This window comes from Streptomyces sp. NPDC051180 (assembly GCF_040689545.1).
Lineage (GTDB): Bacteria > Actinomycetota > Actinomycetes > Streptomycetales > Streptomycetaceae > Streptomyces.
Window position 1 is genome coordinate 151,793 of sequence record NZ_JBFBBC010000004.1, and the last position, 13,706, is coordinate 165,498.

The window sequence follows — 13,706 nt, forward strand, 5'->3', positions numbered from 1 at the left end:
GGCTACCGGGGCGGTGGCAGCGTCCCCTCCCAAAGGTCGTGGTCGTGCGCGAACAGGACACGCACCGGCCGACCGTCCGCCAGCTCCGCGAGCCGCCCGGCCCACGGCGGGTACGGCGCCGTGAACTCGTGCGCGAAGTCGCACGCCTGCCCCGCCAGCACCGTCACCCGGTCGCCGTGGTCGACCACCAGCGACTGGTGTCCCTCCGTGTGCCCCGGCGTCGGCACCACCCGCAGCCCCGGCGCGATCACGTACTCCCCGTCCAGCTCCTCGTACCGCACCCCGTCGAGCAGCGCGTCGATCGTGTACCCGCCCGCCCGCGCCACCGCCAGCTCGCGCCGCTGGACGAGGACCGGCGTCGCGGGGAAACGCTGGTTGCCGCCGATGTGGTCGAAGTGCAGATGGCAGTTCACCACCAGGTCGACGTCCTGCGGCCCCACGGGCAGGGGGTGCCGCACCGGGCCGTAGTGCGCGTCCGTCTCCGGCGATCCGGTGCCGATGCCCGTGTCGAACATCAGCCGCACGTCGCCGTGGCGCACGACGTAGCCCAGTACCGGCTCCACGCGGGCGTGGGGGCCTCCCCACTCCTCCGCCGGCCTCGTCAGCGACCCCAGCTCCACCCGCCCGATCCGCCCCATCCCCCCACCCTGCCCACCCCCGTCACGGGCAATCGTTCCGCCGGGCCGAGCCCCCCGTTGTGGACAACCGTCCCGCCGGGGCGGACCCCACCCCGCGGACGGGGCAGGGGCCGTGCCGCCCCCGTTGTGGGCAATCGTTCCGCTGGGGCGGAACGGGTGGGCACAACGGAACGGCGCCCCTTGCCGGGCCCAGGCTTCCGTGCCCCGGGCCCGCACCCCGTACGCGTCGCCCTGACGGTGCGGGTCAGGGCTCAGGGGCGGAGGCGCGGCCGAGCGCGCCGTCCCGTGTGCCCACCCGTCCCGCCCCAGCGGGACGATTGCCCACACGGGGGTGGGCATGCGGGCCCCCGCGGCGCAGGCGGGGCGGCCTCGGCCCGACCCCGGTTACAGGCCCAGGCGGGCTCGGAGGCCGCCGACGCGTTCGTCGGTGTCGACGGCGGCGGCGCCGTCGGTGACGGTCTCGTAGACGGCGAGGATGTCGGCGCCGACGGTGGACCAGTCGAAGCGGCGGACGTGGGCGGAGCCGCGGGCGCTGAGCTCGGCGCGACGGGGGGCGTCGCCGAGGAGCCGGATCGCGGCGGAGGCGAGCGCGTCGGCGTCCTCGTTGGCGAAGAGCTCGCCGGCGCCGCCCTGGTCGAGGACCTGGGCGAAGGCGTCGAGGTCGGCGGCGAGCACGGGCGCGCCGGCGGACATCGCCTCGACGAGGATGATGCCGAAGCTCTCGCCGCCGGTGTTGGGCGCCACGTACACGTCGACGCTGCGCAGCAGCCGCGCCTTGTCCTCGTCGCTGACCATGCCGAGGAACTCCACCCGCGCGCGCATCTCGGGCGGCAGCGACGCGACGGCCTCCTCCTCGTCGCCACGGCCGGCGACGAGGAGCCGGGTGCCGGGCCGTTCGGTGAGGATGCGGGGCAGGGCGCGCATGAGGACGGGCAGGCCCTTCCTCGGTTCGTCGATGCGGCCGATGAAGCCGAGCGTCTCGCCCTGCCACTCCTTCTTGGGTTCGGCGCGGGCGAAGAAGTCCACGTCGACGCCGTTGGGGATGAGGACGGCGTCGCCGCCGAGGTGCTCGACGAGGGTGCGGCGCGCGTACTCGCTGACCGCGATGCGCGCGCTGATCTTCTCCAGGGCGGGCTGGAGGATCGGGTACGCGGCGATCATGGCCCGCGAGCGCGGGTTGGAGGTGTGGAAGGTGGCCACGATCGGTCCCTGGGCGGCCCAGCAGGTGAGCAGGCCCAGCGAGGGCGAGGTCGGTTCGTGGATGTGGACGACGTCGAAGGTGCCGTCGTGCAGCCAGCGCCGTACCCGCGCGGCGGAGAGGAAGCCGAAGTTCAGCCGGGCCACCGAGCCGTTGTAGGGCACGGGGACGGCCCGGCCGGCGGAGACCACGTACGGCGGGAGCGGCGTCTCGTCGTCGGCGGGAGCCAGTACGGACACGTCGTGGCCGAGCCGGATCAGGTGCTCGGCGAGGTCGCGGATGTGGAACTGGACGCCGCCCGGCACGTCCCAGGAGTACGGGCAGACGATCCCGATCTTCACGTGTTCCGCTCCTCCCCGCGCTCGGGGGAGACCCCGGGCTCCACGGCGGGTTCACGGCCCGCCACGACCGTCTGCCCCGGCGACGCGGGCTCAGTCCCGCCGCCCGGGGACGGACCGGACGCCGCGGCGGCACCGGTCGCCGGACCGTCACCGGTCGGCTCCCGTTCCTCCAGGTCCGCGAGCCACAGCCGCTGGAGCATGTGCCAGTCCTCGGGGTGGTCCGCGATGCCGGCGGCGAAGGCATCGGCGAGCTGCTGGGTCATCACGGTGGTCTTCTCGGCCCGGGAGCCGGACTCGGGCACGTCGACGGGCGGGTGGATCCGTCCGCGCATGACCGCCGAGTCGTCGTACCAGAGGGTCACGGGCAGCAGGAGCGCGCCCGTCTGCTGGGCGAGGATGGCGGGGCCGGCCGGCATGCGGGCGGTGTCGCCGAAGAAGGTGACCTCGGTGCCGGAGGCGGAGAGGTCGCGGTCGGCGACCAGGCAGACCAGGCCGCCGGCCCGCAGGCGGCGCGCGAGGGTGCCGAAGGCCGATCCGCCGGTGTGCGGCAGGACCTCCATGCCGAGGGACTCGCGGTAGGCGACGAAGCGGTCGTAGAGCGACTCCGGCTTGAGCCGTTCGGCGACGGTCGTGAAGGGGATGCCGAGGGAACGGGTCACCCACACGCCCGCGAGGTCCCAGTTGGCCAGGTGCGGCAGGGCCAGGACCACTCCGCGCCCGGCGGCGATGCCGTCCTTCAGGTAGTGGGCGTCCTTGATGTCGACGCCACGCTCGACGCGCTCCCTGCTCCAGGTCGGCAGCCGGAAGGACTCCATCCAGTACCGCATGTACGAGCGCATGCCGGCCTTCGAGAGCTCGGCGAGCCGCTCGGGCGTGGCGTCCGGCACCACGCGCGCGAGGTTGGACTCCAGCCGCAGGACGCTCTTGCCGCGGCGCTTCCACGCCAGGTCGGCGATCCGCCTCCCGAGGCCCGTCGCGACCGGTTCCGGCAGCTTCTTCACGGTCGCCCAGCCGAGGCCGTACACCCCGTCGCCGAGCCGGTCCTTCAGCGCACTCACGTTGCCGCCCCGCCCCCCTGGGCCGCGGCGGCGTCCGCCTCGGCCGATTCCCGTCGTACCGTCACCACACGCTGCCCCAGGGTCACCGCGCTGCCGACCGCCACGACCCACAGGGCGATGGGGAGCAGCACCTGGACGCCGGGCACGCCGAAGGCGTGCAGACCGGCGAGACCGGCGGCGACCAGGGAGATGACGAGCCGCTCGGCGCGTTCGATCAGACCGTTGACGGCGACCGGCAGGCCGATCGATTCGCCACGGGCCTTGGTGTACGACACGACCTGGCCGCTCGCCAGGCAGAAGATCGCGACCGCGCAGAGCACGTTGTCGTCGCCGGTGCCCGCGTACCAGAGGGCGAAGCCGCCGAAGATCGCACCGTCGGCGACACGGTCGAGCGTCGAGTCGAGGAAGGCGCCCCAGCGGCTGGAGATCCCCGCCTGCCGGGCCATGTTGCCGTCGACGAGGTCGGAGAAGACGAAGAGCGTGATGACGATGGTGCCCCAGAAGAACTCCCCGCGGGGGAAGAAGATCAGGGCACCGGCCATCACACCCGCCGTGCCGATGAGCGTGACCGCGTCGGGGCTGACGCCCCGGCGGAGCAGAAACGCGGCGAACGGTGTGAGGACACGCGTGAAAAAGGCACGCGCGTACTTGTTCAGCATGGCCTTCCCGAGGTTCGGTGGGCCGCGCGGCCCCTACGACCACCGGCCCGCTTATCGTAGCCACGCGCGTCACGCCCACGTGGCGGGCACCCGTCACGCCGCGTCGAGGTCCCCCGCCGGGCCCGGCGGTGTACGACGTATGGACGCGTCCGGGCGGCGGTGCAAAGCTCGAAGGACCACCGCGGGCACCGCAGGAGCCGTACCGCGACACGCCACTCCCCCGCGCCCGCGCCCCGCCGCATCGTGCGAGCAGTCGGGAGGAACACGTCATGGGTGACAAGGCGAACACAGCCGCCGGAGCCGCCGGCAGGGCGCCGGCGGCCGACCGGCCCCAGGCCGTGCGGAACGTGGTGCTGGTCGGCCACAGCGGATCGGGGAAGACGACCCTGGTCGAGGCGCTCGCGCAGACCGCCGGGGCGGTCAACCGGCCCGGGCGCGTCGAGGACGGCGCCACCGTCTCCGACTACGACGAGATCGAGCACCGCCAGCACCGCTCCGTCCAGCTGTCCCTCGTGCCGGTCGGCTGGGACGGCTACAAGATCAATCTGCTGGACACCCCCGGATACGCCGACTTCGTCGGAGAGCTGAGGGCCGGTCTGCGCGCGGCGGACGCGGCCCTCTTCGTCGTCTCGGCCGCCCAGGAGGCCGACGCCGTCGCCGCCTCCACCCGCATGATCTGGGAGGAGTGCGCCGCCGTCGGCATGCCACGCGCCATCGTCGTCACCCACCTCGACACCGCCCGCACGGACTTCACCGAGCTCACCGCGGTCTGCGCCGACCTGTTCGGCCGCGACGACCCCGACGCCGTCCTGCCGCTGTACCTTCCGGTGCGCGGCCCGGAGGGGTCCGACGGGCACGCGCCGGTCACCGGTCTGGTCGGCCTGCTCTCGGAGCGGATCCTCGACTACTCGACCGGTGTCAGGCGGGAGGAGCCGCCCGACGAGGGCGGACGGGAGCTGATCGCGGAGGCCCGCGCCCGGCTCATCGAGGGGATCATCGCCGAGAGCGAGGACGAGACCCTCATGGACCGCTATCTCGGCGGCGAGGAGATCGACCTGAAGACGCTCGTGGACGACCTGGAGAAGGCCGTCGCCCGGGGCTCCTTCCACCCGGTGCTCGCGGCCGCGCCCGCCGCCGACGGCGGCACCCAGGGCCTCGGCACCCTGGAGCTCCTGGAGCTGATCACCGGCGGCTTCCCCTCGCCGCTGGAGCACGAGCCGCCCGCCGTGACCACCCCTGACGGCCGGCCCCGCCCGCCGATCTCCTGCGACCCCGAAGGCCCCCTGGTCGCCGAGGTCGTCAAGACCGCCGCCGACCCCTACGTGGGCCGTATCTCCCTGGTCAGGGTCTTCTCCGGGACCCTGCGCCCGGACGAGACCGTGCACGTCTCGGGGCACGGCCTCGCCGACCGCGGACACGAGGACCACGACGTAGACGAGCGGATCGGCGGGCTGACCTCCCCCTTCGGCAGGCAGCAGCGCCCCCAGGCGCACTGCATCGCCGGGGACCTCGCCTGTGTGGCGCGGCTGGGCCGCGCCGAGACCGGCGACACGATCTCCGCCAAGGACGACCCGCTCCTGATGGCGCCGTGGAGCATGCCGGAGCCGCTCCTCCCGCTGGCCGTCGAGGCGCACAGCAAGGCCGACGAGGACCGGCTGTCCCAGGGGCTGGCCCGGCTGGTCGCCGAGGACCCGACCCTGCGGCTCGAACAGAACCAGGACACCCGCCAGGTGGTGCTGTGGTGCCTCGGCGAGGCCCACCAGGACGTCGTCCTGGAGCGGCTGCGCGGCCGGTACGGCGTCCAGGTCGACGCCGTGCCGCACAAGGTGGCGCTGCGGGAGACCTTCGGCGCGCCCTCGGCCGGCCGGGGCCGGCACGTGAAGCAGTCCGGCGGCCACGGCCAGTACGCGATCTGCGAGATCGAGGTGGAGCCGCTGCCGCCGGGCAGCGGGATCGAGTTCGTCGACAAGGTGGTGGGCGGCGCGGTCCCGCGCCACTTCGTCCCCTCCGTCGAGAAGGGGATCCGGGCCCAGGCCGCCCGGGGCGTGGCCGCGGGCTACCCGCTCGTGGACATCCGGGTCACTCTGCGGGACGGCAAGGCCCACTCCGTGGACTCCTCGGACGCCGCCTTCCAGACCGCCGGGGCGCTCGCGCTCCGCGAGGCGGCCGCCGACGTGCCCGTCCATCTCCTGGAGCCGGTCGCCGAGGTCGAGGTCATGGTGCCCGACGAGTACGTCGGCCCGGTCATGAGCGACCTGTCCGGTCGGCGCGGCCGGGTCGTCGGCACCGACCAGGCCGGACCCGGGCGGACCGTGGTGCGCGCCGAGGTGCCGGAGATGGAGATCGGGCGGTACGCGATCGACCTGCGGTCGGTGTCCCACGGCACCGGCCGGTTCGACCGCGCGTACGCCCGTCACGAGCCGATGCCGCCGCATGTCGCCGAGCGGATGCGCGAACAGGCCGGATAGGGGGGCCCGCTGACGGGCCGACAAGCCGACGCCGCCCGTCCCTCGCCCGGGGCGGGCGGCATTCGGACGACCCTCCGCACTCCGGTGACGCAGCGGTCGCCGCCCGGTTACGCTGTGGTGCCCAGCTCAGAAGGTGTGCGGGGCGCGGCAGTTGGGAACAGCCCGCACAGGTACTCGCACGCGATGGGGGCGGCAGTGGCGATCGACGGATTCGGACCCGGGGCACAGATTCCCCTCCAGGGCTCCGGCAGCGGGACGGGGGCGACGAACGCGCTCGCCTCCGCCGCGTACCGGGACAGCCCCCTGAGCACGATCAAGGAAGCGGACAACGACCTCTACAAGACCACGGTCAAGGAAGGGAAGTGGGGGCTCTTCAGCCCCGACCTCGGCGAGGCGTTCTGCCGCGCGGTGCAGGTCCGGATGCTCGGCGGTGCCCGCAAGGCGCTGATCCAGTCCTTCGGGGCCGAGCCGCAGCCGGTCGTGGAGCACTGCCTGGCCGCCACCCACCTGCGCCGGCAGCGCGACGTCAAGCTGACCCTGGTCACCTTCTTCTGCGGGGTGCTCTTCCTGCCCGGGCTGCTGCTCTGGCTCGGCGTCATCCAGCTCCGCCGGCTGGTGGCCGGCGCCGACAACAAGCGCCACAGCGCCATCGGCACCGCCCTGCTCTGGGCGGCCGGGATCTTCGCGGCGCTCGTCCTGGTGAAGCTGCCGCTGAACGGGATCCTGCCGAACTACCTGCGCGCGATGGTCGTCGCCCCGGTCGTCGGCTGGTACCTGGCGAGCCGGATCTGCATGAACGCCGCGGTCGACCTGCGGGAGCGCTGGACGGGTCTGCTCGGCGGCGGCGGGGTCGGCCCCCACGTCCCGAAGTCGGTCCCGCAGGATCCGGGCGAGAAGTCGGCGGAGGCGCTCCGGGTGAACCTGGAGAAGCTCTCGGCGGAGCAGCAGTCCAACATCGTCTTCTACGCCGGGACCAAGGGCATCCTCGGTCTCGGCACCCGCTGGGGCAGCTGGACGCTGGCCGAGGAGCTGGTGGCCCAGCCGGGGCGTGAACTCCACGCCTTCCGCGCCTGGGACGTCGTCCGCAGGATCCACGACGAGCTGACCCTCCTGGAGCGCGGCTCGCTGAAGACCGGCTTCCCGAAGCCGACGGTCAAGCACTGGATCGTCGCCCCGGTCGGCGAGGGCGCCGACGAGGTCTCCCGCCCGTCGGGCGACAACATCGTGCACTACCAGGTCAAGCCGCACGAGATACAGCGCATCTGCAACGACCAGCAGTTCGGCGCGGGCAACCGCCACTACCTGGGCGTGCAGTTCACGCTCTGGGACGGCAACCTCGTGCTCACGATGATGGTCACGGTCACCTCGCTCCACCACACGCTGCGGATCGAGGTCACCGGCCACGCGCTCGGCCCCGTGCACGGGCTGTTCACCACCAAGCCGAAGGCGAAGACCAGGGAGGTCTCCAAGACCGTCAGGTTCTGGGAGACGAAGGAGATCCAGCAGCCGCTGCTGACGACGAACGACATCGTCCGGCTCGCGGTGCGCGCCCCGCTCACCTGGTACCCGCCGGTGCTGGAGTTCCTCGGCGGCAAGATGGCGCTGCCCGAGCCGTTCGGGCTGCGGCACGTCTGGGCCGGCCCGCTGTGGAAGAACCGCTTCATGGCCGACGACGCGATCCGCATGGCCACGCCCGTGCTGCGCGCCGTGCACGCGGCGACGATCAAGGTGCTCGACGAGCACAACGTCGACACGGAGCGCTTCACCAACCGCTCGCTGGTCCTCAGCGGCGGTGCGCAGGACCCCGGCCCGAAGCGGGCCGACGCCTACGACGCCTGACCCCCGGCCTGCGGTCGCCCACGGCACCTGCCCCCGGGTCGGGCCCCGCCCACGGCGCCCGACCCGGGTCGGGCCGACGCCCGGCCCGGGTCACCGCGTACGGCTCAGATGGCGGACGGCCAGGCGTCGGCGAGCATCGTGCGGGTGTCGGCCAGCAGCTGCGGCAGCACCTTGGTGTGGCCGACGACCGGCATGAAGTTGGTGTCGCCGCCCCAGCGCGGCACTACGTGCTGGTGCAGGTGGGCGGCGATGCCGGCGCCCGCGACGGCGCCCTGGTTCATGCCGATGTTGAAGCCGTGGGCGCCGGAGGCCGCCCGCAGCGCGACCATGGCGCGCTTGGTGAAGGCGGCCAGCTCGACCGTCTCGGCCTCGTCGAGGTCGGTGTAGTCGGCGACGTGCCGGTAGGGGACGACCATCAGATGGCCGCCGTTGTACGGGTAGAGGTTGAGCACCGCGTACACGGCCCGGCCCCGGGCGATCACGAGGCCGTCCTCGTCGGACTTCGACGGGATCGAGCAGAACGGACAGCCGTCCTCGGCACCCGGTCCGGTCGGCTTGTTCTCGCCCTGGATGTACGCCATCCGGTGGGGCGTCCACAGGCGCTGGAACGCGTCCCGCGTCCCGACTCCGATCTGCTGCTCCGGCTCAGTCGTCATGCTGTGCAGCATATTGCGTCGCCCGTTCGGAACGTGTCGCCGGGGCGGAAGATCCATGCAGCGGCCATGCTGATCCGATGAGCGCCCGGCCCCCGAAACCACCGCGTCAGGAACGCTGGGACCGTCGCATGGAGATGCCGCTCGCCGTGGCGTCGCTGCTGTACCTGGCGAGCTACGCGGTCCGCATCCTCGCCCACGACGATCTCCCGCAGGACTGGCTCGACGTCTGCCTCGCCGTCACCTTCGCCTCCTGGGGCGTCTTCGTCGCGGACTACGCGGTACGCCTCCGCCTCAGCGGTCTCGGCCCCTTCCGCTTCCTCCGTACCCATCTCCTCGACACGGTCGTCCTCGTCCTGCCGCTGCTGCGGCCGGTGCGGATGGTGAGCATGTACGACCAGGTGCAGCGCCGCCGGGACCAGCCGCGCCTCACCCTCTACGCGCGCGTGATGGTCTACGCCGGCCTCACCGTGGCCCTGCTCGGGTTCGCCGGCGCGCTCACGGTCTACCACTACGAGGTGGACGCGCCCGGGGCCTCGATCGTCACCTTCGGGGACTCGGTCTGGTGGACCTGCGCCACGCTCGCCACCGTCGGGTACGGGGACGTCGTCCCGGTCACGCGGATGGGACGGGTGACCGCGGTGGGGCTGATGGCCTGCGGGCTGGCGCTGCTCGGCGCGGTCACGGGCTCGTTCTCGTCCTGGCTGATCCAGTCGTTCACCCGGGACGACGAGAAGGACGGGAGAAGGCCCCCGGGGGATTTCCCGGGGGCCTCCTGAACGCGTCCGCGGGTCGTCGGACCCGGACCGCGGGGGGATCGCCGCTCGATCAGACCTGGACGCGGTCCTCGACGATCTTGGCGATCTTGGCGATGGCCTCGTCGGCGGGGATGCCGTTCTCCTGCGAACCGTCGCGGTAGCGGAAGGAGACGGCGCCGGCGGCCATGTCCTCGTCACCCGCGATGATCATGAACGGGACCTTCTGCTTCTGCGCGTTGCGGATCTTCTTCTGCATCCGGTCCGAGGAGGAGTCGACCTCCACCCGCAGGCCCTGCTTCTTCGCCTTGGCGGCGAACTCGTGCAGGTAGTCCACGTGCGCGTCGCCGATGGGGATGCCGGTGGCCTGGACGGGCGCCAGCCACGGCGGCATCGCGCCCGCGTAGTGCTCCAGGAGCACGGCGAAGAAGCGCTCGATGGAACCGAAGAGCGCGCGGTGGATCATGACCGGGCGCTGCTTGGTGCCGTCCGGGGAGGTGTACTCCAGGTCGAAGCGCTCCGGCAGGTTGAAGTCAAGCTGCACGGTCGACATCTGCCAGGTGCGGCCGATGGCGTCACGCGCCTGCACGGAGATCTTCGGGCCGTAGAACGCGGCGCCGCCCGGGTCGGGGGTGAGCGGGAGGCCCTGCTTCTCGGCGACCTGCTGGAGGACCGCGGTGGCCTCCTCCCACACCTCGTCCGAGCCGACGAACTTCTCCGGGTCCTTGGTGGACAGCTCCAGGTAGAAGTCGGTCAGACCGTAGTCGCGGAGCAGGTTGAGGACGAAGGTGAGGGTGCGGTCGAGCTCCTCGGCCATCTGCTCGCGGGTGCAGTAGATGTGCGCGTCGTCCTGGGTGAAGCCGCGGGCCCGGGTCAGGCCGTGGACGACGCCGGACTTCTCGTACCGGTACACGGTGCCGAACTCGAACAGGCGCAGGGGCAGTTCGCGGTAGGAGCGGCCGCGCGCGTCGAAGATCAGGTTGTGCATCGGGCAGTTCATGGGCTTGAGGTAGTAGTCCACGCCCTCGTCGAGCTGCATGGGGGGGTACATGCCCTCGGCGTACCAGTCGAGGTGGCCCGACTTCTCGAACAGCTTGCCCTTGGTGGCGTGCGGCGAGTAGACGAACTCGTAGCCCTCCTCCTCGTGCCGCTTGCGCGAGTAGTCCTCCATGACCCGGCGGATGATGCCGCCCTTGGGGTGGAAGACCGCGAGGCCGGAGCCGATCTCGTCCGGGATGGAGAAGAGGTCGAGCTCGTTGCCGAGCTTGCGGTGGTCGCGCTTCTCGGCCTCGGCCAGGAAGTCGAGGTGCGCCTTCAGCTCGTCCTTCGACGGCCAGGCGGTGCCGTAGATGCGCTGGAGCATCGGGTTCTTCTCGCTGCCGCGCCAGTAGGCGGCGGCGTTGCGCATCAGCTTGAACGCCGGGATGTTCCGGGTGGTGGGCAGGTGCGGACCCCGGCAGAGGTCCTTCCAGCACAGGTCGCCGGTCTTGGCGTCCAGGTTGTCGTAGATGGTCAGCTCGCCGCCGCCCACCTCGACGCTGGCGCCGTCGTCGGTCGACGCGGAGCCCTTGATGCCGATGAGCTCCAGCTTGTACGGCTCGTCCGCGAGCTCCTCGCGGGCGGCCTCGTCGGTCACCACGCGGCGGGCGAAGCGCTGGCCGCGCTTCTGGATCTCCTGCATCTTCTTCTCGATGACCTTGAGGTCCTCGGGAGTGAAGGGCTTCTCGACGTCGAAGTCGTAGTAGAAGCCGTCCCGGACCGGCGGGCCGATGCCCAGCTTGGCCTCGGGGAAGAGCTCCTGCACGGCCTGGGCCATGACGTGCGCGGTGGAGTGGCGCAGGATGTCGAGACCGTCGGGCGAGGAGATCTCGACGCCCTCGACGACGTCGCCGTCGGCGAGCACGTACGAGAGGTCCTTCAGCTCGCCGGCCACGCGGGCGGCGATGACGGTGCGGTCGTCGGCGAAGAGGGCACCGGCGGTGGTGCCCGCGCTCACCGCCCTCTCCTCTGCCTCCGAGGCGGACTGGACGGTCACACGGACTTCGGACACTGGTGTTCTTCTTCCTTCGGGGCGCAGGCAGACACGACGTGCCGGCGCCGGCGGTGCGCGACAGAGACGAGGTGCCGCGCACCGCCGATGTTACCGAGCCGTCCGCGCCCTCCGCGAAACGGTTTCCCCGGCGCCGTTCAGTCGTCGTCGGGGCCGCACGCCTCCTCGAAGAAGTCGAGGTTCTCGTGGAGGGACTTCATCAGCCGGTCGCGCTCCGTCTCGTCGACCTGGACCGGGACGACCCCGGAGGCGTCGGTGAGGCGGCGGAAGCCGCCGCGGCTCTCCAGGCGGCCGACCACCCGGATGGGGAGGCCGACGAGGTGGGCGTGGCCGGCGGTGCGGTACGCCTCCTCGTCGAGGGCGACGCGGACGTGCGGGACCTCCGCGCCGGCCAGCACCCGGAGGCGCACGGTCCCCTCGCCGCGCGGCCCGGAGCGGCGCATCCGGACGACCGCGCCGGTGAGCCGGACCGGCACGGAGGGTTCGTCGGTCAGGTAGCGGGCGCTCGCCTCACGCAGCGCGGGCAGGTCCCCGGGCGAGAACTCGACGGGCTCGGGCCGGGCCGCGCAGCCGTCGGGCGCACCGGCGGCCGGCGCCCACGCGAGGGCGACGCGCGCTCCCTCGGTGCCCCGGACGAGGGCGACGAGGGCCTCGGTGAGCTCGCGGCTGACGCCCGCCGCGACGGCGGCGTCGAATGCCTCCATGCCGCCGGTGGCCCGCTGGTAGTCGGTGGCCTCGCGGGCCGCGTGGAGGGCGTGGTAGAGCCGGACCGCGATCGGCCTGCCCGGGTCGACGGGCAGGAAGGCGGTGAGGCCGCGCCCGCCGGGCGCGGCGCCGACGACGACCGTCTCCAGGGACGCCTGGGCGGGACGGCGGTGCCGGGCGCCGTAGTAGCCGGCACGGCCGCGCACGGCGAGGGCGCCGGCGAGGAGGAGCTGGCGGGCGGCGGATCTGAGCTGCTCCTGCACGGTCCAGGGGACGGTGCCGGCCGGCCCCGGGGGCACGTCGCGCCACCAGCGGATCTCGTCGCTGGGCACGGAGAGGCCGGTGAGCACCTCCCGGGCGGAGGGGGTGGCGCTGCGGGCGAGGGCGGTGAGCGCCTCTCCGAGCAGGTCCTCGCAGTCGGGGAAGGCGCGGCTCTCCGGGACGAGGAGGCTCGTGCCGCCGTGCGTTCCGCTGCCGGGCGGGGTCCAGCGGCTGTAGCGTCCGGCGGCCCCGCCGCGCCGCCGCCAGCCGTGGCGGGCGAGCAGGGCGCCGAGGACGCGCGGGTCGACCCGCCCGGGGTCGGGGGCGCCGTGGGCGTCGGCCCAGGGCCCGGCGGGCGGTCCCGGGATCCCGGTCCACGGACCGGGGGTCTCGCCGGGGGCCGGATGGGGGCGGTAGGACGGCGGAACGGGGACGGGGCCGCGCCCGGCCCCGTCCCCCTCCCCGAACCCCGGTTCGTCGATCGGCCGGTGCATCAAGGTCTCCCTCCCCCGCCGACCCGGGTCATGATCTCGCAGAGCGCCCGGTCGTCGAAGATCCGCGCCGTCGGGATGCGCACGGTGGTCCGGCGCCGTCCCGTGACCGGCTGTCCGGCCAGGTTGGTCCAGTAGCAGCAGTGCCGCAGGTCGAGCCGGTCGTGACTCGCCCTCAGCCAGTCCTCCTGGGTCCTCGGTACGAGCATGACGACCAGGATCTTGTGCACGGACACGGGTGTCCGGGCGAGTTTCACCAGGTGGTCGTTGTCGAGGGTGAAGGAGAACGCGTTCCCCGGCGGCCGGGGAGGTATCTGGTAGGTGCACTTGAGCTGCACCTTGATGGTCACTTCGTCGTCGACGGTGTGTCCGGGCGAACCGTGGCTCACGTGCCAGTCGATGCCGTTGTCCGGAAAGGGCTGGGACAGCGAGCAGCCGGCCGCGGCGGCGACGGCGTGCAGGTATCCCACCTGAAGGGTCTCCATGCATGCGGTGGTGGCGAGTGAGCCGCGCGTCGGTGCCACCCTCTGGGGCGGCAGCCCTCCCGACTCGGGCTGGGCGAGCGCCATGTCGTTTTTCCTTCCCCGTCC

At 72.8% G+C, this 13,706-nt stretch carries 11 protein-coding genes; 3 read left to right on the forward strand and 8 right to left on the reverse strand.

The window, feature by feature from the left end; translation table 11 throughout:
• Window positions 1-2: 2 nt before the first annotated feature.
• The 4 genes from AB0424_RS09745 to pgsA all read right to left on the reverse strand — a co-directional run bounded on the left by AB0424_RS09745 (window position 3) and on the right by pgsA (window position 3,894).
• The gene (locus tag AB0424_RS09745; protein ID WP_366303616.1) at window positions 3-638 is read right to left on the reverse strand and encodes an MBL fold metallo-hydrolase; all 636 of its coding nucleotides are present in this window, start codon (window positions 636-638) and stop codon (window positions 3-5) included.
• Window positions 639-1,022: 384 nt separating this feature from the next.
• Entirely contained in the window at window positions 1,023-2,177 is a 1,155-nt protein-coding gene (locus tag AB0424_RS09750; RefSeq protein ID WP_366303618.1) for a glycosyltransferase family 4 protein, read from the reverse strand.
• Window positions 2,174-3,235, reverse strand: coding sequence for a phosphatidylinositol mannoside acyltransferase (locus AB0424_RS09755; protein WP_366303620.1), 1,062 nt, complete (start codon window positions 3,233-3,235; stop codon window positions 2,174-2,176). Before AB0424_RS09755 ends, AB0424_RS09750 begins: the two co-directional genes overlap by 4 nt.
• The gene (pgsA, locus tag AB0424_RS09760) at window positions 3,232-3,894 is read right to left on the reverse strand and encodes a phosphatidylinositol phosphate synthase (protein ID WP_366303622.1); all 663 of its coding nucleotides are present in this window, start codon (window positions 3,892-3,894) and stop codon (window positions 3,232-3,234) included. The genes AB0424_RS09755 and pgsA overlap by 4 nt, the downstream gene beginning before the upstream one ends.
• Before the next feature lie 269 nt (window positions 3,895-4,163).
• Between pgsA and AB0424_RS09765 the strand changes: the two genes are divergently transcribed.
• Both AB0424_RS09765 and AB0424_RS09770 read left to right on the forward strand, forming a co-directional pair.
• Window positions 4,164-6,362, forward strand: coding sequence for an elongation factor G-like protein EF-G2 (locus AB0424_RS09765; RefSeq protein WP_366303624.1), 2,199 nt, complete (start codon window positions 4,164-4,166; stop codon window positions 6,360-6,362).
• 183 nt (window positions 6,363-6,545) lie between these two features.
• Window positions 6,546-8,201 carry a hypothetical protein gene (locus tag AB0424_RS09770; protein WP_366303626.1) on the forward strand — a complete coding sequence of 552 codons (1,656 nt, stop codon included), beginning with the start codon at window positions 6,546-6,548 and terminating at the stop codon, window positions 8,199-8,201.
• A 104-nt stretch (window positions 8,202-8,305) separates the two neighbouring features.
• On the opposite strand, the gene AB0424_RS09775 is transcribed toward AB0424_RS09770, so the two are convergent.
• Window positions 8,306-8,869, reverse strand: coding sequence for an HIT domain-containing protein (locus AB0424_RS09775; RefSeq protein ID WP_366303628.1), 564 nt, complete (start codon window positions 8,867-8,869; stop codon window positions 8,306-8,308).
• A gap of 65 nt (window positions 8,870-8,934) precedes the next feature.
• Between AB0424_RS09775 and AB0424_RS09780 the strand changes: the two genes are divergently transcribed.
• Window positions 8,935-9,633, forward strand: a complete 699-nt coding sequence (locus AB0424_RS09780) for a potassium channel family protein (RefSeq protein WP_366303630.1) — start codon at window positions 8,935-8,937, stop codon at window positions 9,631-9,633.
• Window positions 9,634-9,682: 49 nt separating this feature from the next.
• Here AB0424_RS09780 and thrS read toward each other — a convergent pair whose 3' ends face one another.
• From thrS to AB0424_RS09795, 3 genes are all read right to left on the reverse strand, one after another.
• The gene (gene thrS, locus AB0424_RS09785; RefSeq protein WP_366303632.1) at window positions 9,683-11,659 is read right to left on the reverse strand and encodes a threonine--tRNA ligase; all 1,977 of its coding nucleotides are present in this window, start codon (window positions 11,657-11,659) and stop codon (window positions 9,683-9,685) included.
• A 137-nt stretch (window positions 11,660-11,796) separates the two neighbouring features.
• Window positions 11,797-13,119: a hypothetical protein gene (locus AB0424_RS09790; RefSeq protein ID WP_366303634.1), complete on the reverse strand. Its 1,323-nt coding sequence runs from the start codon at window positions 13,117-13,119 to the stop codon at window positions 11,797-11,799.
• Window positions 13,119-13,685 carry a DUF4365 domain-containing protein gene (locus tag AB0424_RS09795; RefSeq protein ID WP_366303636.1) on the reverse strand — a complete coding sequence of 189 codons (567 nt, stop codon included), beginning with the start codon at window positions 13,683-13,685 and terminating at the stop codon, window positions 13,119-13,121. The genes AB0424_RS09790 and AB0424_RS09795 overlap by 1 nt, the downstream gene beginning before the upstream one ends.
• Window positions 13,686-13,706: the final 21 nt, after the last annotated feature.

Coding starts and splice junctions, on each gene's coding strand:
- AB0424_RS09780 (WP_366303630.1), top strand. CDS start 8,935: ATGAGCGCCCGGCCCCCGAAACCACCGCGTCAGGAACGCTGGGACCGT.
- AB0424_RS09790 (WP_366303634.1), bottom strand. CDS start 13,119: ATGCACCGGCCGATCGACGAACCGGGGTTCGGGGAGGGGGACGGGGCC.
- pgsA (WP_366303622.1), bottom strand. CDS start 3,894: ATGCTGAACAAGTACGCGCGTGCCTTTTTCACGCGTGTCCTCACACCG.
- AB0424_RS09745 (WP_366303616.1), bottom strand. CDS start 638: ATGGGGCGGATCGGGCGGGTGGAGCTGGGGTCGCTGACGAGGCCGGCG.
- AB0424_RS09765 (WP_366303624.1), top strand. CDS start 4,164: ATGGGTGACAAGGCGAACACAGCCGCCGGAGCCGCCGGCAGGGCGCCG.
- AB0424_RS09775 (WP_366303628.1), bottom strand. CDS start 8,869: ATGCTGCACAGCATGACGACTGAGCCGGAGCAGCAGATCGGAGTCGGG.
- AB0424_RS09770 (WP_366303626.1), top strand. CDS start 6,546: ATGGGGGCGGCAGTGGCGATCGACGGATTCGGACCCGGGGCACAGATT.
- AB0424_RS09795 (WP_366303636.1), bottom strand. CDS start 13,685: ATGGCGCTCGCCCAGCCCGAGTCGGGAGGGCTGCCGCCCCAGAGGGTG.